This is a genomic window from Cupriavidus pinatubonensis, from assembly GCF_019602855.1.
GTDB lineage: Bacteria > Pseudomonadota > Gammaproteobacteria > Burkholderiales > Burkholderiaceae > Cupriavidus > Cupriavidus pinatubonensis.
On sequence record NZ_CP080769.1, the window covers coordinates 181,212 to 198,810 of the forward strand.

Here is a 17,599-nt window from a genome sequence, read left to right on the forward strand (position 1 = left end):
TAGGAGATATTGATGTCGATGATCAAAGGGTTTCATCACCTGACCGCCGGCGTGAGCGGCGCACAGGAGGACGTGGATTTCTATGTCAAGGTTCTGGGCCAGAGCCTAGTGAAGAAGACCGTGCTCCTCGACGGCGAGGATCCCATCTACCACCTATACTACGGCAACGCCAACGGTGATCCGGGCACGCTCGTGACATCGTTCCCATTCAGGCAGAAGGGCGTCAAGGCCCGTCCCGGCTCCGGGCAGGTGCGGGTCATCAACTACTCGGTTCCGGCAGGCTCGCTCAAATTCTGGCGTGCCCGTTTCCAGCAACTGAATGTCCCGCATGACTGCGACGTGACCGAGCGCTTCGGCGAGCGGCGGCAGCAGTTCCAACACCCATGCGGCATCGAATTCGACCTCGTGGAGACGGACCAAGATGCACGGCCTCCGTGCGTCTCGCCGGACATCCCGGCAGACGTTGCCATTCGCGGCGTGCACAGCATCACTCTGTCGCTGCGCGAGGTGGCCGAATCGATCCCGTTCATGGCGGACGCGCTCGGCTTCCGCTATGTCGGCGAGTCCGGCCCGCACCACCGCTTCGAGACTGCCGCGGGCGGCCCCGGCATGGTGGTGGAGTTCCTGCACGAACCCGAGCGCTTGCAGGGCTCATCCATCTATGGCGAGGGCACGGTCCACCATGTGGCATTCGCAGTCGACAGCATGGCTGAGCAGATGGTCCTGAAGGAACGCCTGATGGCGATGGGCTACATCGACACGTCGGAGTCGGTCAATCGCAACTACTTCCGCTCGCTGTATTTCAAGATGCCGGGTGGGGTGATCTTCGAAGCCGCGACGACCGACATCGGCTTCGCCATCGACGAGGCACCGGGGCATTTCGGCGAGGAGTTCCAGTTGCCACCCTGGCTGCGAGAGCGCAAAGAAGAACTGCTGGGCCGGCTTGAGCCGATCGCCGTTTAACCCATCCAATGAAGAAAAGACATGTCCACACCCAAGATCCTGGTTGTCTTCTATTCTCGCAACCGCTCGACCGAGCTGCTGGCGCAGGCCATAGCCGAAGGCGCCATGGAGATCGGCGCCGACGTGCGGCTGCGGCGCGTGCGCGAAATGGTCGGTCCGGAGGTCATGCAGCAAGCGCCCGGTTGGCTGGAAAACGCCACCGCCATGAACGCACGGTACGAAGCGCCAACAGAAGCCGACGCAGAATGGGCCGATGCGATCGTGTTCGGCACCCCGACCCGGTTCGGCGCGATCTCCAGCGAGCTGAAGGCCTACATCGACGGCCTCGGCGGCCTCTGGTTCCAGGGCAAGCTGAACGGCAAGGCCGGCTCGGTGTTCGGTTCGACGTCGTCGACGCATGGCGGCAATGAATCGACGCTGCTATCGATCTATCCCACGATGGCCCATCTCGGACTGATCATCGTGCCGACCGGCTATGCCGATGCCGTCATGTTCAAGGCGGGGACGCCGTATGGCGCCACCCACGTGTCGAACCGCGACGCGGACAAGCCAGATGAGGACCATCTCGCTGTGGCGAGATTCCAGGGCCGGAGGGTGACCGGCGTGGCGCGAGCCCTGCACCGGCAATGTGAAGCGGTGCCAGCCTGAGACGTGTAGTTGGGCTGCCTGATTGGCACTACGACATCGGCCCCCGCTTGACCAGAAGGTCATTGCGGGGCTCGCACCCGCCACTCGGCGTGATCCCGGAGGGCGCGCAGGAGCCCGCTCTCAGCGTCACGGCAATTACCACGCCCCAGATGCCACAATAAATGTCTCCAGGCTGCGGCAGTTGACGTTTGCCAACTCGGCAGACCCGAGCAGCATCATCGAAGTGAGCACGAAAGCCATCTGCCTGACGATGGATCGACATACGCGTGGCAGCGCCGGCGTCCATGTTTCAGTTGAGCGACTCGGCGCCGCGTGCCGGTGAGCCGAGACGTCGAGCCAAGTCTGGATGATGTCCGTAATCGGAATGCTGGTTGACATACTCGCCTTCGGATAACTCTAGTCACACGGCCGCTTCCGTGAGCCTCAGACGTCGGGCTTTCGTCATATCGTGATGTATGTAAGGCACCGTCGGAAAGCCGCCTTCTGCGGGTTTCGAACAGACCGTCTTTTCTTCTATTTCCCCTCTTATTTGGGCCGCCTTCGTGAAGCGATAGTGGAGGCAAACACGCCGCTGTCCGTGAGAATCTAAGAGGTGAGTTGGATGATTGTATCCATGCCGTGTCCACGACGTTCGCTCTGATAGGCAACGAGAAACTCCTGCTGCTGGAGGGGGCGCGGTGCTTAGGGTGCGCCACCCCAAGGGTTGTCGGGGCAACCTGGCTCGATGATTCGGAGTAGCTCGGCTTTCTGGTCTGCGGTCAAGCCGAGACGGCCCTAGCTTACCCGCGCGCTGGGAGTCCGGGAGCGCAGACGAGAACGGAACTCTCGAAGACGCACTACGTAGTTGTTCTTTTCCTCGAGTGTCTTGCATACTTGCCGTGCTGCTCTTTGGCCCATCCATTCCAAGTAGGCGCTGGCATAGTAAAGGCGGATAGCTATGGTGCTAATGGCCACCATCCGTTCCTCCTTTAACCTCGGCGCGCGCCGGCGCACCTTATCGAGGCTCACTACCTTCCCGTTTGTAGGGCAGTCCGCCCAAAAGGAAGGTATGCGGCACGTAAAAGGTCATCGAGTTCGTGCAGATCCAGGAATCGGCCGACAGCAAAGCGCTCATGAACGTCGATTTGGCGTTCTGCAACGAAAGTGAGCAGAAATTGGACTCCTCGCAGAGCCTGTTCGATGGTGGCTGCCGAGCCTGTCTTTGGCCTGATCTCGGTGGAGACATAAACGCACGGGTCGAACAACGGTAAGCCACATCGAGCATCAACCAGGATGGGCATACGCTCGCCGTTCCCGAACACCGTCGTTCGAATTCTGTAATGAGAGCGCTGGTGCCGATTTGTTGGCGGCATTATTGCGTTAACTCCATAGGCACGATTACAGCCACGCCCGCAATGTGATCATCCGCCATGATGGATTCGGAGGCACGCGCAATGTCTGTCGCAAGCTGATTGATGGCGCTAGCCTCCCCGCTTTCACTCAAGAACATGTAGCGACCAGACGAAAGCGGAATGCCCTCGATGCAACCGCCGACTAAATTCTGTATGACGCCCAGCCGAGCATCCATCGACAGGGGGAGCGAGATAGCCGCACTGGTTCCGTCTGGGTAGATAACGGTTGCAGGATATGTGTTGTCGTTCATTAAGAAAGCTCGCGCATCTGTGTGTAGGTCGGTAGCTCCAACTGACCAGCGTCTGGTTCCTCCAACGATGGCGCTAGTCCCTCGCCAATTAAGGAGGTGAGCCACTGCGCACGCAATCTCTAACGGTACAGTTGTATTGGAAGGCTCCGCCTCAAGTACTTGTTTACACATTCAGTCCGTAGTCCATAGGACAGAAGTGTCCCCGCTCTGATTGCGCCATGCCAACAGCGCAAATTCCCTCAAAAAACAGGAGGTTGGGGTAAGTTATGTACAGTCTGTGGGACGAGTCCTGTCGGCGAGGGCTGGGACCTGGGCGCTACCGACCGATCAGCAGTTTTCGGTTGACCCGGAAGCGACGCTGCTCATTTCCGAGTTCGAGCTCGATCGGTTGTTGGAGACGCATGATGCGGGTGTTGCGCCCGGCCAAGTAACCGCCGGCTACCGCTGGTACGCACAGTACGGCTGCCTGACGCTGTCGCACGGCCAGCGTGCCGAGCACGATGAAATCGCGCGCCGCACTGCTTACAAGGACCGCCTTGGACTCACCCTCGAGTACGACGTGAAAGCACTGCGCGCGCGGGCGCTGCCCTTTGACGCCCTGCCGCCGGCGGGACAGGCGGCAGGGCAACAGGTGGCGACGCCGCAGCACGCATTGTTCTGACGGTTCATCCCATGAAAAAAGCCCCGGAATCTCGCGATTCCGGGGCTTTTCTTTTGCTTGGGCCGATTGCGCAGGGATTACAGCGCGGCGTCCTTCAGCTTCTTCAGCGGGCGGACCTTGACCTTGACGCTGGCCGGCTTGGCGGCAAACCATTGGTCCTGGCCGGTGAACGGGTTCTTGCCGAAGCGCTTCTTGGTGGCCGGCACCTGAATGGCCTGCACCTTGAAGAGGCCCGGCAGGGTGAACTCACCGGCGCCCTTCTTGTGGATCGCGCTGACGATGGTGTTTTCCAAGTGGGCGAGCACGGTCTGGACAGTCTTCTTTTCCAGTTGGGTTTGCTCGATCAGGTGAGCCAGCAGGCTCGACTTATTGAACGTGTCCTTGAGCGGCTTGGCGACCGGGGCAGCAGCGGCTGCCTTCTTGGCCGGCGCGGCCTTCTTTGCAGGGGCAGCAGCCTTCTTCGCGGCGGTCTTGGTTGCAGTCTTTGCTACGGGTTTAGCTTTCGTGGCCATGGTCGTGTCTAGTTGGAAATACGCGCCGACCGCTCGAAATTCACTTGCGCAGCGCTGCGGCAAAGCATAGCAAATGTGAGCGCGTGTGCAAGGGCTGAAAACCCTTTTGGTCAGGGGCTGGTGCGTGGCCGCAACGGCTAGCCTTTGCCGATGGTGGCCGCAATGCGCACGCATGTCCGATTGCTGGTGAGCCCGAGCATCTGGCTCACGTCGTCGTGCGTCCGGCCGGCGAGCAACTGGCGACGGCAAAACGTGTTGCGCAGCGTGCGCGGGCTCATCTCGACATTGGTGGCGCCGACGGCCGTGAGCGTAGCAGCTACGATGCGGCCGAAACTCATGTCGGTAATCGGCCGACCGTCGGGAAGCAGGGTAAAGAGCAGATCGCCCTCGATCGCTTGCGTCTGGCGCCGCGCCAGCCAGTCGCTCAGCAGGGGAATGGCGAACCCGGCCAGATGAACGGTGCGCGCTCCTCGTGGTCCGTGTGCCGGGACGAGGAGGTACGGCGGCTGCGCATCAGGGTGGAGATCCACCACGCGAGCGGCGCGAGCCTCAGCTGCGGTGATGCCCGTTGCCAGAAAGAGAGCCACGATGGCTCGACTGCGCAAGTCAGCAAGGTCTTCGACAGAGGACTGGAGATGGGTCTGAAGACGCCGATCCAAGCCCTTGTCGAGGTATTGCGGTTCGGGTTCGTCGTCTGGCCAACGCACGGACTGGAGCAAGCTGGCGGCCGGATTGTCTTTCCGTACGCCGACGAAGACGAGATGTCGACAGAGGCGGTCCAGCAGTTTCACGTAGCGCACGCGAGTCGTCTGTGTGTAGGTTCGCGCGTCGGCGGTCCGCCAGAAGGCCTCGATATCGTCGGCGCTGAAAGCTATGACAGTCGTGCCCCGGGCCATCAGGTGTCGGCGGAAGTGCTCAAACATCGCCTGGTGCTGGACGATTGATCGGATGGAGAAGGGGCGCTTGTCGGCGCCGGCGGCTTCGCGGGTTTGCCAGTCGCGATAGGCGAGGGTGGGATTCGATCGCCAGAGTACGTCCATGTCAGCCATAGATGCCGTTATATACTGAAATTGCGTTTTCGCACAGCCATGCCGCCTCGCCGAGGCGGATATTCGCCCGCAAGACTGGATTTTCGGCCGCGAGGGCTGACAATCTCGAAACTTCAAGAAGAATTCACTTCTGCGTTTGATCCCCGAGACTGGCAGAGGAGACGCCGCTGCGTCTTTCAGAGAAAATGGATCGACCACGGTATCGATCATTCACCTGCAGCTCAGAAGAGCCAAGAAATGAAGATTTTTGTGCGCTTCTTTAAGGTAATCCATGGACTCATGGCAGTTCTCTTCACTTGCGCGACACTGATGTTGATCGCGATAGCAGCTCGCATCGGATGGACAGCAGTTGCGAGTCAATGGGACCAGTCAGCCGCGCAATCCATCATTGAAGCTTTGGGGCTGCTGGCCGGAGCGGTTGTCGCGTTGCAGATCGCCGAAACCATCGTAGAGGAAGAGGTCATACGGGCGGCTGACGTGAGCGCACCAACACGGGTACGACGTTTTATGTCGCGATTCCTCGTGGTCGTGGTCGTCGCGCTTGCCATTGAAGGGCTCGTGGCGACGTTCAAGGCGCTACACCACGATCCCTCGCAGCTTCGATATGCGGCCGAACTGATTGCATCGACAGGCTTGCTTCTTGCCGCCTGGGGGCTTTTCGTTTACCTGAACCGGTCGGCAGAGGAGTTAGAGCCGGAGGCGATGGCGGAAGCGAAACGTGAAGACAAGAAAGTGCAATAGTGCGGTGCCGCATGCCCGTCGGGACATGACGCCTCCACTGCGAAGGGGCCACTTCAAACGGGCGACAACATCTAGATCGAGCCACGCGAGTCCGTCTGCATGACCACACGCCACGCTGGATCTAGTCATAAGCGCCTGCCAGTTTAAGAGGCACGGACTCTTCATGGAGGGCTGCGTTAATTTTCTCACGGTTGCTTCAAGGAGGGGTTGGGCGGTCCCGGCACCGCTCCGGCTGATCTGAAGCAGGCCCTGCCGATGCTGCTATGCCAGGCAAGCGGCCGCCCAAAGGCCGCCCTGAAGGACGGGGCTTGACGCGCACCTTGGCCAAAATGGAGAGGGCGCGGCAATGGGTCGATGATCCTCCCTTGCTCGCCGGCTATTGCATGCTGAATGGCGCCTGCGAAAGGACGGGACCCCGGCGGTGCATGGCGAGTGCGACGACAGCAACCCTGGCCCCGCTGTGATGACTGGCACAAGGCCAAGCCGCGTGCCAAACTACGCAGTCGCCTAATCATTGCGGGAATAGAAAGCGCCTGGCGACTGCCAGGCGAAGCCGGACTGGCCGGCCAAGGAGACAACCTGTTGCGGCACTGTGGATTGAACACAGAAGCTGCGGGGCATGACCTCGCCGCGCTACCATTGCGCCATGTCGCAGAAAGATGCGCCCGCGACTTTCAAAGCGATGAGATGTACGGCGAAAATTCCTGTCCGTGGGAGCCGCGCGCATTCCTGGCTTTCCTTGCTGAACTAGCTCGGCCCGCTGCTTGTGCCCACACTCCCCAGACCAGCATGTAATAGATCGGCAGAAACATGGTTTGTTCCTAAAGCAAGTCTCGACCTTTGCATTTAAGGAGTTATGTCGCCATTGGTCCGTCGGGCGTTCGCTGAGGCCCAATGTCAGACAATTCCCATTCGGATTGAAGAGGCGGCATGGAACGCCTGGCCGCACATTGCAAAGGGCATAGGCTTTCCCCAGCAGCTGATGGCGTTTTTCCGCGGAACAAAGGGTGTGAACGGCTCGGTTGGCATTCAACCTGGGGCCAGCGCCGCGATCGTGGCCCTGGGAGCGATGCGGCAATCCGTTAGCATCTGATCTCCGATGACTTGGAAGAGGAGCTCGACAAAGCCTCCCACCAGCACGACAAGATCATCGTCGTACCGTCTAGCTAACCCGTCCCACAGGGCGACAAAGAGATTTACGTAGAAGCCGCTTAATTCGGGCCTTAGATTTCAACCAGGTGGCGTTCATGTCAGCCCTAGATGCGAAGCAGCACGCTAGCAGACATTCCCAGGCGCAGTAGCGCATGATCTCTTGCAGTAGTGCGTACCACTTCTCGGGAGCGAACTGCAGATTGCCGACCCTCGCCCACGCCTTCAGCCCTGCATGGGCCAGCGCTACGAGTTTCTCGGGCGTTGCTGGCCGGGTTTGGCACAGCTCAATCGCATCCCGATGCAGCTTTCGGTCCAAATCACTCATGCCGGCACCTCGGTGGAAGGATGGAGCGTCCCTGACGCTGACCCAACGCGGGCATATTTTCGCGCGGCCACGCACGATCTCTTCCACTTCGACGTCGGCGGTGGGGCCGCTCGGCCCATTGAAGACCGACATCACGCGAGCCTTGCGCGAGGGAAGAGCGGGCGTGGCCCGGTAGAGCAGGGTGGCGATGGCGCCGGCCTCGATCCATCCATATGCGCGATAGAGCGGTGTGCCGTTGGCCTGCTGGCCGATCTGGTCGCGGAGCGCCGGCTTCAATCCGTCGAGGAAGGCGCCGAGTTGCGACCGCTGCATGCCGATGCCACCACTGGTTTCCTGTGGAGCAGGCAGCGTGGGGCCGTACCGGTGGGCCAGCGCGGCGCACATGACACGCCGATACTCGGCGCCACCAGCGAGCAGCACCAAGCCGACGCGGCTTGGCCAGGCGGCGGGCTGCAGGTAGCGAGGCAAGTCGGCCAGAGTCTGGTCGGCGCGTTGCCGCGTCATGCGCTCGTCGTACGGTGCAATCTCGCTATCGGGCTGCAGGAAGCCGTGACGCGCGGACAGAATCAGGACGCGGGGCGCCGCCTCGCTGCGCACGTGCGCCCGGTACGATGCGTACATCACGCCGCGGTATAGGTCGATGGCACGCGCATCCCGATCGAGCTTTGTGCCCGAGTAGGCCATCAGGAGCAGCGCCTGCTCGCCGGCATTCTGGCGGGTTTTGGGTGCAAGGAGGAAGAGGGGAAGCTGAGTGGTCGAAAGCATGGCGTGGAGTCGCGTTGCATGCTTTTCACTCTACAGACCCACCACCAAAGTCAAGGCAACTGCGCGCCACGCCCCAACGTCGGCGCCACCGGCAATTGATATCTACCGAGGTGGATTGACGTGGCCCAACAGACGGCTTGGCTGGCAGCTTCTTTGTGACCGATTTATTGCCCTCCGCAGGCTTCGCATCCGCAGGCGGTTTGCGGGTTGTCGAGACAGCCGACTGGGTCGCTTTCTTTGCTGTCACCTTACCTGCCGGTGGCTTGTTACGTCCGGCAGCCGGGTCCCTCGCAGCGTTCACCCCCAGGCGGATGGTGCTCGCCTGCGACCGTCATCCAGCTTCACGTATAATTTCACTATAGTGAAAGAAACCGGACGCCCGCCTGCCTTCTGGCTTCCCCCCCCCCCGCCATGCCACGACCACTCCCTGATTCGACGCCTCCTTCGCGCGCAACCATTCGTACTATTCAGCAACTGGGTGATCGCATCCGAGCTACTCGGGCAAGGGGCGGGATGCCCATTGATCAGGCGGCGAGGAGTTGCGGTGTCTCGGTCGGCATGCTGTCCAAGCTAGAGAATGGCAAGGGGGTTAATTTCGAGCACGTCCTGCGTGTGCTGGACGGACTGGGTTTGACAATGCTGGTCGTGCCCAAGGCGCATGCACCCTTGCTCGAGCAGGCTGCGGGCCATGCGGTCAGGACCGGTGACTTGGCAACGTGGGAATAGCATGCGCGGCCCAGATCAGTTGGCGTGCATCGGCGCCGATTGGGACCGCGCCCCTGACGCACGCGCAGGACCTCTCGCTCAGGGTGGCCGAATTTTGCAAGGCGATCAGGACTGGAACCACGGAGCCAGCTACTAGAACTGCCTCCTCGAAGGAGCTTCGCCAACACGGCGGGCTCTGCGACTATGTCCCAGCCCCTTGGCTGCGGCAGTTGAACAAGTTAACCGGAGGGAGCCATCCATGCGCACCGTTCACTTCTCTGATGCCCGCAACAACCTGAAGGCGGTCATCGACCAAGCCATCGACGATCACGACGCCGTGCTGATCACGCGTCGCGACGCGCCGAACGCCGTCATCATGTCGCAGGAACAGTACGACAGCTGGATGGAAACGATGTGTCAGCGCGACCCGTTCGAGGGCATCGGCAAGCCCGAGCCCTTGAAGGGCAACCTAGCGGGCGCCTGGTCACGCCGCATCGACGATGCCAACCGCTTCGTTTACACCGCTGACGACGACGCGGTGTACATCGCCGCCTGCCGTTACCACTACGGCGACAAGTAGGTCAGATTGGTTCCTGGCACAACTGCTCGACGATGCCCGGGTCAGCGCCAGGGGGGCCGATGAACCCGCGCTGCTCGTCGCGGTTCGTCCCGCAAAGGCGCTAAAGCCGTTATAGCCGGCCTGGCGAAGCAGCGTTCGGTCGAAGTGGGTCATGCAGCTTCCTGCATCGTGAGTGGGCGTAGATCCTTCACGCTGACCCATCGCGCGGAAATCTTCGGGTGGCCGCGGACGATCTCCTCCATCTCGACATCGGCGGTCGGGCCGCTCGGTCCCTCGAACAGCGCGAGCACACGAGCTTGACGGGCGGGGAGGGATGGCGCAGCTCGATAAACGAGGTTAGTGATGGCGCCGGTTCAATCCAGCCATACCGGCGATAGAGCGGGGTGCCATTGGGGTGCTCGCCGAACGGTTCGCTGAAAGGCGACGCGAGACCGTCCAGGAACGCGCCGAGTTGGGATCGTTGCATGCCGATGCCGCCCTCGGTCTCCTGCAGCAACGGCGGTAGTACGTCATAGCGACGAGTCAGCGCGGCGCGCATGACGCGGCGATATTGCTGCCCCCCGGCCAGTATCACCTTGCCGACTCGCGGGGGCCAGGCCGTGCGCTGAAGATAGGAGGTCGGCCAGCATCTGCTCAGCGCGCTGCGGTGTCATGCACTCGTCGTAGGGCGCGATCGCTGTATGTGGATCGAGGAAGCCATGCCGCGCAGACAGAATCAGCACGTGCGGGGCCGCGTCGCTGCGAAGGTGCGCGCGATAGGACCGGTACATGACGCCTTGATAGAGGTCGATAGCGCGAGCTGGCCGATCCAGCTTCGTGCCCGAGCAGGCGAGCAGCAGTAGTGCCGGGAAGTTGGTGAGGTCGGTCCGCTCCAACGAGTTTGGGAACAGGGAGAGTTGCGAGGGTGTGGAAAGCATGGGACGCGGTGTTCACGATGATGCTTCCAGCGTACCCGTGCAGCGGCAAAGTCAAGGGTGCGCTGCGCGCAGTCGATGCACATCGCAGCTTTCCGCGGAGCCGAGGGTTAGGGGATGAGGCGAGGCCCGGCGGAACACCTCCCGGGGCTATCAAGGAAGTGGCCGTCGACGTTAGTTGCACGGTTGGGGTCGCCGGCGATGCTCGTGACGGCCGGCGTGCATTCGTCCGGCAATGGCATGGGCACCAGACCATGGAGCGCGCGGTAGCGCGCTAGCAGGCCGAAGCGCGTCTGGCTCGCAGTGAGCAGCGCGAGACGCAGTCAAGCTGAGGGCAGGGGACACACAGGCGCCGGCGCCTCTTTACATCGGATGCCGGGAAAAAAGCCTGTCATCCCATTGCACGGGCTCCGCTGCGGAAACCTGGATCCGTGCCGCGTCAGGATGGGTGGGATTGACCAGAGCGTTCCACTCCAGGCGAGCCACCACGGACGGCACTACCAGAACCGCGGATCGGCCCTCGGCCAGCCAGCGGTCGCCAAAGCCTTGAGCCGCGCGGGGGTCTTCGAGCATGTCCCAGCCGGCAGGCAGTTGGCCAGCATCGACGCGTTCCACCGACAGGTCCTCGGGCACCGCTCCAATCACCAGAACGTGATGGCGCGGGACCTTGCCGATTCGGGCATGCACCAGCACCTCGAGCATTGCGCCGGCAAAGCTCAGCGCGCAGTAGATCACCGGTCGCCCGGGGCTATTGAAGCGTCCGCCAACCAGCATGGCGCCCGTGCCGTTCCAGACTTCGTGCCGACTGTCCGCAATCCGGAAGATCCGCATCAGGCGGACACGCCGTAGAAGAGCCGCCACAACAGATCCTCAACGCGCCTGGCGCCGAGTTCCGTCATGGCCACGTCCAGCGGCTTGCTGCCGCCGAGCAGCGGATGTGCTGCAGCGAGAAACGCGCGTGCGTCATCCTCATTGTCCCAGACGAAGTTCGCGGTGGAAAATATCCGCGCCAGCCGTTCGGTCTTCTCAGACTCGTCCGGCGTAAGTCGATCCTTGCGGCGCTTGAAGGTGGCCTCTGGCACGATGCGGGACATCAATGCACGGCGCTCTTCGGAGCTGCGCACCACGTGATCGACGATCTCGCGCAGCGCGGACTTGGGCAGCCCTTGGCGCACCGCGGCGTCCAGTTCGGCGATGGATAGCCGCGGCGGCGACAGCGCCATCATGGCGCTGATGGCTTCGGGCGAAACGACCAACATGGGCAGCCCCTGTTTATGGATCAACTGATACCTAATTATAAGCCAAATGATCTTTATTGCGCGGCGCGCAATCAATTCTTACGAGACGCATATGGATTGTGTGCTCCCTTTGCTGCATGCCCGGCGGCGCGCAGCCGACTTTCCAACTTAATTATTTCCCAGGCTGCGGGAGGGTCCGCAGTAGGCGTCAGCAAGCACAAAAGTGCCTTATACACATCTTTCTCATAATAAGGCTTATGTTAAATTGTTGCGGTACATAACAAATATGCGGGCCCCGACGTCGGTTTGCACAAATGGCTGGTCACGCGACGAACTTTCATACTTGAAAGTCCGTCGCGGACCAGCGCTGGGACGATCTCTTGTTCGTCTAGCAACAATGCCAATGCATTGGACGCTCAAGCGTCCGGCGCGGGCTCTGGGCGCTTTCGGATCCAATCGGCAAATGCCTCGTCTTCGATGCGATAGTCTCCCATTGCCAGTCGGGTAATAACTGTTGCTGCCAACAACCGTCGCAATGCATGGCCGGTGGTGTTCCGCGTGGCAGGCTTGCCTAGCATGGTGCCCAGCTTTTCCAACGTGGCACTGGAGTGCAAGTCCGACTCACCTCGCGCCAGCAGGTACAGAATGGCACGGTCAGCAGGCTTCATCTCGCGCCACTGGGCAAGCGAATGCTCGTCCGAGAATACTGAGGATTTTGTGTAAGCCAGCGCAGCGGCTTCGCCTTGCGGTTGATAGAGCATGTACCGCTCGATGAACCGCTTGAAGAACTCAGGGGTGCGGTGCAGTTCGTCAAAAGCGTGCCTGCCCTGCTCAAGAGTCAGCTTCTTGCGCGCCATGCTGTTAAGGAGATCGACTGTGAAGGCAACGAACTCGTCGCCCAACAATGGAAAGGGCTCCAAAGGGGCCCAGTTGTAGAAAGGCTCCGATGCTCGGGCGAACATGGCGCGAAGGGTGGTCTCGGAGCTACCGGCAAAAATAACTTTGACGCGCTCCTTGCGGATATCAAGCGCTGCGCGGAGCGCGTGGGCGAAATCGCTGTGGTCCGCCCCGGCCAGAACCTGCGCTTCGTCAATCACGAGAAGCAGCGGCTTCTTGGCGCGATCAATCTGCTTTAATACTTCGTGGAGTGCCGCGGTCCTGTCCACGCCTGGCTTTCCTAACTCGGCCTCCAACGACCCCTCTATCGAACCGCCAAGTTTCGCGCTAGCCTTCACCTTCTTAACCGGTGTGCGTAGTTTGGAGAGGAACGCTGCGGCTCCTTTGGGTTCCAGGGCTTCAGTAAGTGCGGTCACGAGGGCCGTTTCAGGCGAGGTACGGTTATCCCAGAGGTTCGTGTACGCTGTCAGGTAGCCTTGGGTCACGGCCTCTGGCATCAGATCCCGACGAAGAAACTCGGTCTTGCCCATGCGCCGTCGAGCAAACAGCCCGCGTGCTGCGGAGAGTTTTAAGTCAAACGCTTGCAAATAGGCCTTCGCCAGCTCCGGGCGGGCAAAGTGCCAGGGATCCGGGAGGTTCTCACCTGTTCTCATCAATTTCGAGAATTCTCAGAGTTCGTGAGAACTCATGATACAACGTAGACGGCCACTCGCATAGAGTGTCCTCCCCGAAGCTGTCCAGTTTTGCTTTCGCTTGGCGCGGCAGGGCGAACCGTCGCTTCAATGCAGCAGACGCCCATCCCGACCGGGTCATCTTCGACCTCGATCCCGGCGCGGAGGGGGTGCAGCGTCGGGCCCAATTGGCCGCGCTGGTCGCGGAGCGCACGGAGCGCGTTCGTTTCAGCGTAGCCTTCGACGCGCCGCCGGCGCAGATGTCCGCTCTTTACCCGAAATGGGCATGACTGGACCAGGAAGATGGGTTCGCTGGCGGCGGAGATCGAGAACTGGGCTTGCAGTCGTGGCTGAAGACGAGCGGCGGCAAGGGGCTTCACGTTGTGGTGCCCCTAGCACCGCAACATTCCTACGATGAGGTAAAAGCGTTGTCGCGAGCGGCGGTCCAGCATTTGGCCGCGACGCTGCCGCAGCGCTTCACGGCGCGTTCCGGCGCCCCGAACCGCAAGGGAAAGATCTTCGTCGACTATCTGCGCAACGGCTTCTCGCAAACCACGGCCGCTGCGTTCTCAGCGCGTGCCAGGCCTGGGCTTGGGGTCTCGATGCCAGTGTCGTGGGAGCAACTGCCGAAACTCAAAAGTGGCGGGCGATGGACGATCCGTGATGCCCGTGAATATCTAAGCTTCCAGGTCGCGGACCCATGGTCGTCCTATTGGGAAACCCGACAGACTTTGACTGACGCCATCAAACGGTTAAGCTGACCCGAGGCCTATCCAGAGCGACGTACCAATCGACGAAATGGCGATCTTCGCCATGACTGCTACGGCGGGCAATCTGAGCGAGTGTCCCCAAAGCACCCAAGGGCGAGCTTTTGGAAATAGGGCACGCCTTGTCGTCGCCGATCAACTAAGTTTTGAGACCAACCGCTCATCCTTCCGGATGATGTCGACCTCCTCGTCAATAATCGCCAATAGCTCGATCAGGGAGCCGGAGAAGTGCTGACGCACTTTCTGCAGTGTTCTGCGCTCGCTGGCAGAACGAACGAGTTCATAGCTGCTCTCCGATTCTTGTGAAAGACGGATGACTCTCAGCTCCTTGCTGGGCGGTAGCCGCAGCCAATACGAATACCCCTTCCTTATCCCTTGCTCGGTACGTTCACGAGGAACCAGGTATGGGCGGGCAAGCATGATGTCCGCGTGAATCGCTTCAAATGACATGGCGCGTGCTCAAAAAAGAAAACCCCTGCAGGCAGGGGTCGGAACTTGCTCTTTCGTGACGAAGCTTGGCTTACGCTTCTTCTTGAATCAGATATCGGTTGAGGTTTTTGCCCAGCCAGGACGGTTGGCGGCCGCGACCGGACCAGGTCTTGCCGGTCTTCGGGTCGCGGTACTTCGGGGGCAGCGCCGCTTTAGCCTTGGCTGCGACACTTCCCGCAGGGCGGCCACGACGGCGCTTAGCAATGTCTTCGACAGTCAGCCCGTATTCCGCCATCAGATTCTGAATCTTCTCGATGACCGATGCGACTTCATTGGATCGTACCTCTTCGAGGTGAGCCTCCAGTGCTGCCTTTTGAGCCATCAGTTCTTTGTAAGTCGCCATTGACGGTTTTCCTTTCCAATCGAGGGGTGCAGATAGAACGTAGTTTAGAGCCAATTTCTGCTTCGGAACATAACAATTTTCACCTTTTCGGCAGATGAGCAGTTCAAATGTGTTACAGACACCGAATCATCACCCATAACGTAGAGACAATGTGCGAAATCAGCTAAGCATCGCCGCGCGGATGTGCGGAGTCAGTGAGATGGGTGGACCAAGCACCGTAGAACAATATGAATCTGCCGTAACCAAGCCGGAGCTAGGGACCCGAAAGGCCCCGATAAGCCGGTAGCCCCCTCTTGCCTTTGATAGCCAAGGGCGTTTCATGCTTTTGATTTCAGCGTGTGACGCGCGGCAATAATGACTATTGCGGCCAGGAGGAGTCATCGGTGGGGACGTTGGCGACTTGCGCCCTAGTTTTTAGGAAAGTTGAATCTGTAACAACTAACCGACGACGTACCTTTCAAGAACGGTTTGGCGACTGCTATCACCGTCAGCGGGATCAGTCCCACTACGCGGCCCCTAGCCACTCGCCTTGCCTTACCCTGCGCGCGTTGCTTCCCTATTCCCGCCCTTCTGCTTCCCCAATCGCGGCGGACACGAATTCCCGATTACAATTTTGCGATGCAACATGAAGCCCGTGCTGAGGAGTGCGTAAATCGGCACAAGCCTGTGGCGTTGGAGGAGAAAATGGGTATCGCTCGAGCATGCAACAAAGAGCAGGCGCTGAGGCTCCTGGAAACGGTGGGAGTCACAGTCGTGGACTTGGATTATGAGACGGGTTGGCAGGATGCGGTTGAGCTTGGCCGTCTGGGAGACAAGCGTGGTGTGCGCGTACAGTATCGCGGCCATGAGAGCATCGCAGTGAGATCGCCTGCGGCGCTTGCTGCTGGACTGAGTCGGCTGAAGGGTACGTTCCGTCAGCGCAATCTCTACTGCCAATTTACACTGAGCGATCTGCCGGCCAGTGAGTTGGAGCGCCTAGAGGCGAAAGCAGCGCAAATCGGAGACTACATCCTCGCGGGACATCTTGCGAGAGATGTCGACGCGGAATGGAGCGAGTAGCGCCTCGCCGATCAGCCAGGTAAAGCGAAGTGGCACCACGCGTCCGCGTTTTGCCCGTCTCTGTTGGCTGGCCAACATGGAAAACTGGCATGTGCCAAGACCCGCGCGGTCGAGCAACTTTAGTGAGAGAAATGTGGACGTTTCAGAGGCGGGGTATGCTTGACCATATCGAGCCACTTCCACGGGTTCCTACCCCAAAGTGAAGTCCGGCTGATCCCACTAATGGTCCGTCGTGGACGCACGACTTACTATGGCCGTAGCGACCACGCTCCCGAAATCAGCCAGTTCAGACGCATGGCGACATCGAGGGTGTCGTTCAGTAACACGTCCAAAATTGCGCGCGCTGTTCGCCGCGCAACGGGCTTCGCGTTGCCCGTATGGTCATCACCCAAGTTTCACTCCGACCCGCTCAACTGATGCAGAGAAAGGTAAGAGCCACCGTGGTCTGCTTCCGAGGCGACCGCTTGCTACTGGTTTCCAAGGATGGCAGCCGGTGGGCGTTGCCAGGCGGGGGGCCAGGTAAGACTGAAACCTATGGTGACGCGGCGGTGCGAGAGCTTCAGGAGGAGACTGCGCTACAGGCCAGAGGGCTTAGCTTTCTCTTTCAGGTCGTCGGGGCGACGACGGTGCATCATGTCTTCGTCGCAAATATTGGGAAGTCCGCCTCGGCTAAACCGAGCAAGGAAATCAAGCGCTGCCAGTGGTTTTCGACGGAGGCACTGGCAGAGGTGATCGTCAGCGCCAGGACGCGCCGGATCATCACCGACTTCTGGAAAGCACGAGCGCCCTAGCCTGCGCTCTTCCCCGGCCACTGACCCCAGCTTCCGCCGCCCCATCACAGGCGTTCATCCGGGCAACCAGCACTGGGAACGCGTCGGGATTAACCCGGGGGCTTGTCGCCCCGCACCATCATGATCGGGGCAATGTGCCTGACTAAAGCCGGGCGCTTGCGTGCAGGCGGACACATTCTCGACCTTCGGAAGATGCGTGAGTTCGATCCGGAAGTTCGGTGCGCTGCAGGTCGGCGAGAGTTCGCTGGGCCACCCGGCGATCTTGATTACCACGCGTTTCACATGATCACGATGAGGTCGCCGCAGAAACGGGTACGCTTACCTGCCGACGGATGCCATGTTGGCATGGTTCCAGCCTTGTTTATGGCGCCGCACGCTGTCGCCCACGACAGGGCGTGCTCAAAGTATGCTCCTCCGCTTCAGAGCGGCAACGCGGGCCCGGCCACTATTCAGCGGCTAGCTTTAAGCCGGAGTGGAAGAAAATTTGAGTCATCGCCGATTTGCGGGGTGATTTTGAGGGTCTTGTAACGCCCCCACACGGACGGACCTGTCGGCAATCGCGGTCATTGGCTCGATATTGCGCGACGACGCATCGAGTCAATGGTGTTGCGTTAGCGCCGTGGGGGCTTGCTGCGCTGCGGTGAACACAGCATCATGAGCACTTGGCCTGCGCAATCGGGAGCCCTA

General features: G+C 60.5%; 19 protein-coding genes and 1 pseudogene. 10 read left to right on the plus strand and 10 right to left on the minus strand.

Annotation, left to right across the window (positions count from 1 at the left end; translation table 11 throughout):
- Positions 1-12 precede the first annotated feature (12 nt).
- Both K2O51_RS32735 and wrbA read left to right on the plus strand, forming a co-directional pair.
- Positions 13-963 carry a ring-cleaving dioxygenase gene (locus K2O51_RS32735; protein WP_011295765.1) on the plus strand — a complete coding sequence of 317 codons (951 nt, stop codon included), beginning with the start codon at positions 13-15 and terminating at the stop codon, positions 961-963.
- Positions 964-984: 21 nt separating this feature from the next.
- The gene (gene wrbA / locus K2O51_RS32740; protein WP_011295766.1) at positions 985-1,611 is read left to right on the plus strand and encodes an NAD(P)H:quinone oxidoreductase; all 627 of its coding nucleotides are present in this window, start codon (positions 985-987) and stop codon (positions 1,609-1,611) included.
- A 1,351-nt stretch (positions 1,612-2,962) separates the two neighbouring features.
- Here wrbA and K2O51_RS32745 read toward each other — a convergent pair.
- Entirely contained in the window at positions 2,963-3,253 is a 291-nt protein-coding gene (locus K2O51_RS32745) for a hypothetical protein (RefSeq protein ID WP_140952663.1), read from the minus strand.
- Positions 3,254-3,464: 211 nt separating this feature from the next.
- Here K2O51_RS32745 and K2O51_RS32750 point away from each other — a divergent pair, with 211 nt between their 5' ends.
- A complete protein-coding gene (locus K2O51_RS32750; RefSeq protein ID WP_182142296.1) occupies positions 3,465-3,914 on the plus strand; it encodes a hypothetical protein in 450 nt (149 codons plus the stop codon).
- 77 nt (positions 3,915-3,991) lie between these two features.
- On the opposite strand, the gene K2O51_RS32755 is transcribed toward K2O51_RS32750, so the two are convergent.
- Positions 3,992-4,426: an HU family DNA-binding protein gene (locus K2O51_RS32755; protein ID WP_041680712.1), complete on the minus strand. Its 435-nt coding sequence runs from the start codon at positions 4,424-4,426 to the stop codon at positions 3,992-3,994.
- A 137-nt stretch (positions 4,427-4,563) separates the two neighbouring features.
- Positions 4,564-5,475: a tyrosine-type recombinase/integrase gene (locus tag K2O51_RS32760; RefSeq protein WP_041680713.1), complete on the minus strand. Its 912-nt coding sequence runs from the start codon at positions 5,473-5,475 to the stop codon at positions 4,564-4,566.
- A gap of 237 nt (positions 5,476-5,712) precedes the next feature.
- On the opposite strand from K2O51_RS32760, the gene K2O51_RS32765 reads away from it, so the two are divergent.
- Positions 5,713-6,216 (plus strand): hypothetical protein, encoded by a 504-nt coding sequence (locus K2O51_RS32765; protein ID WP_041680714.1) that lies wholly within the window; start codon positions 5,713-5,715, stop codon positions 6,214-6,216.
- 1,162 nt (positions 6,217-7,378) lie between these two features.
- Here the strand turns inward: K2O51_RS32765 and K2O51_RS32775 are convergent.
- Entirely contained in the window at positions 7,379-8,458 is a 1,080-nt protein-coding gene (locus K2O51_RS32775) for a DUF6884 domain-containing protein (protein WP_235679958.1), read from the minus strand.
- A 513-nt stretch (positions 8,459-8,971) separates the two neighbouring features.
- On the opposite strand from K2O51_RS32775, the gene K2O51_RS32780 reads away from it, so the two are divergent.
- Entirely contained in the window at positions 8,972-9,184 is a 213-nt protein-coding gene (locus tag K2O51_RS32780) for a helix-turn-helix domain-containing protein (RefSeq protein WP_235679957.1), read from the plus strand.
- 238 nt (positions 9,185-9,422) lie between these two features.
- Complete coding sequence (locus K2O51_RS35390) at positions 9,423-9,743, plus strand: Txe/YoeB family addiction module toxin (protein WP_011295774.1); 321 nt, start codon at positions 9,423-9,425, stop codon at positions 9,741-9,743.
- A gap of 509 nt (positions 9,744-10,252) precedes the next feature.
- Here K2O51_RS35390 and K2O51_RS35710 read toward each other — a convergent pair.
- The 4 genes from K2O51_RS35710 to K2O51_RS32800 all read right to left on the minus strand — a co-directional run bounded on the left by K2O51_RS35710 (position 10,253) and on the right by K2O51_RS32800 (position 13,445).
- Complete coding sequence (locus tag K2O51_RS35710; protein ID WP_342394121.1) at positions 10,253-10,660, minus strand: DUF6884 domain-containing protein; 408 nt, start codon at positions 10,658-10,660, stop codon at positions 10,253-10,255.
- Positions 10,661-11,020: 360 nt separating this feature from the next.
- Positions 11,021-11,488, minus strand: coding sequence for an RES family NAD+ phosphorylase (locus tag K2O51_RS32790; RefSeq protein ID WP_011295775.1), 468 nt, complete (start codon positions 11,486-11,488; stop codon positions 11,021-11,023).
- A complete protein-coding gene (locus K2O51_RS32795; RefSeq protein ID WP_011295776.1) occupies positions 11,488-11,916 on the minus strand; it encodes an antitoxin Xre/MbcA/ParS toxin-binding domain-containing protein in 429 nt (142 codons plus the stop codon). Before K2O51_RS32795 ends, K2O51_RS32790 begins: the two co-directional genes overlap by 1 nt.
- Before the next feature lie 395 nt (positions 11,917-12,311).
- Positions 12,312-13,445: an ATP-binding protein gene (locus K2O51_RS32800; RefSeq protein WP_140952647.1), complete on the minus strand. Its 1,134-nt coding sequence runs from the start codon at positions 13,443-13,445 to the stop codon at positions 12,312-12,314.
- A 65-nt stretch (positions 13,446-13,510) separates the two neighbouring features.
- Between K2O51_RS32800 and K2O51_RS35900 the strand changes: the two genes are divergently transcribed.
- Both K2O51_RS35900 and ligD read left to right on the plus strand, forming a co-directional pair.
- Complete coding sequence (locus K2O51_RS35900) at positions 13,511-13,753, plus strand: hypothetical protein (protein ID WP_220632201.1); 243 nt, start codon at positions 13,511-13,513, stop codon at positions 13,751-13,753.
- A gap of 39 nt (positions 13,754-13,792) precedes the next feature.
- Positions 13,793-14,224 (plus strand): annotated as a pseudogene (gene ligD / locus K2O51_RS32810) (non-homologous end-joining DNA ligase LigD); the annotation flags it as partial.
- Positions 14,225-14,365: 141 nt separating this feature from the next.
- Here ligD and K2O51_RS32815 read toward each other — a convergent pair.
- Together K2O51_RS32815 and K2O51_RS32820 are read right to left on the minus strand one after the other, a co-directional pair.
- On the minus strand, positions 14,366-14,680 hold the full coding sequence (locus K2O51_RS32815; protein ID WP_220632202.1) for a hypothetical protein: 315 nt from the start codon (positions 14,678-14,680) through the stop codon (positions 14,366-14,368).
- A gap of 70 nt (positions 14,681-14,750) precedes the next feature.
- Complete coding sequence (locus K2O51_RS32820; protein ID WP_011295779.1) at positions 14,751-15,062, minus strand: H-NS histone family protein; 312 nt, start codon at positions 15,060-15,062, stop codon at positions 14,751-14,753.
- 684 nt (positions 15,063-15,746) lie between these two features.
- Between K2O51_RS32820 and K2O51_RS32825 the strand changes: the two genes are divergently transcribed.
- Entirely contained in the window at positions 15,747-16,121 is a 375-nt protein-coding gene (locus K2O51_RS32825; protein WP_220632203.1) for a PHA-granule associated protein 4, read from the plus strand.
- Between the two features lie 464 nt (positions 16,122-16,585).
- Positions 16,586-16,912 carry an NUDIX domain-containing protein gene (locus K2O51_RS32830; RefSeq protein WP_245002027.1) on the plus strand — a complete coding sequence of 109 codons (327 nt, stop codon included), beginning with the start codon at positions 16,586-16,588 and terminating at the stop codon, positions 16,910-16,912.
- Positions 16,913-17,599: the final 687 nt, after the last annotated feature.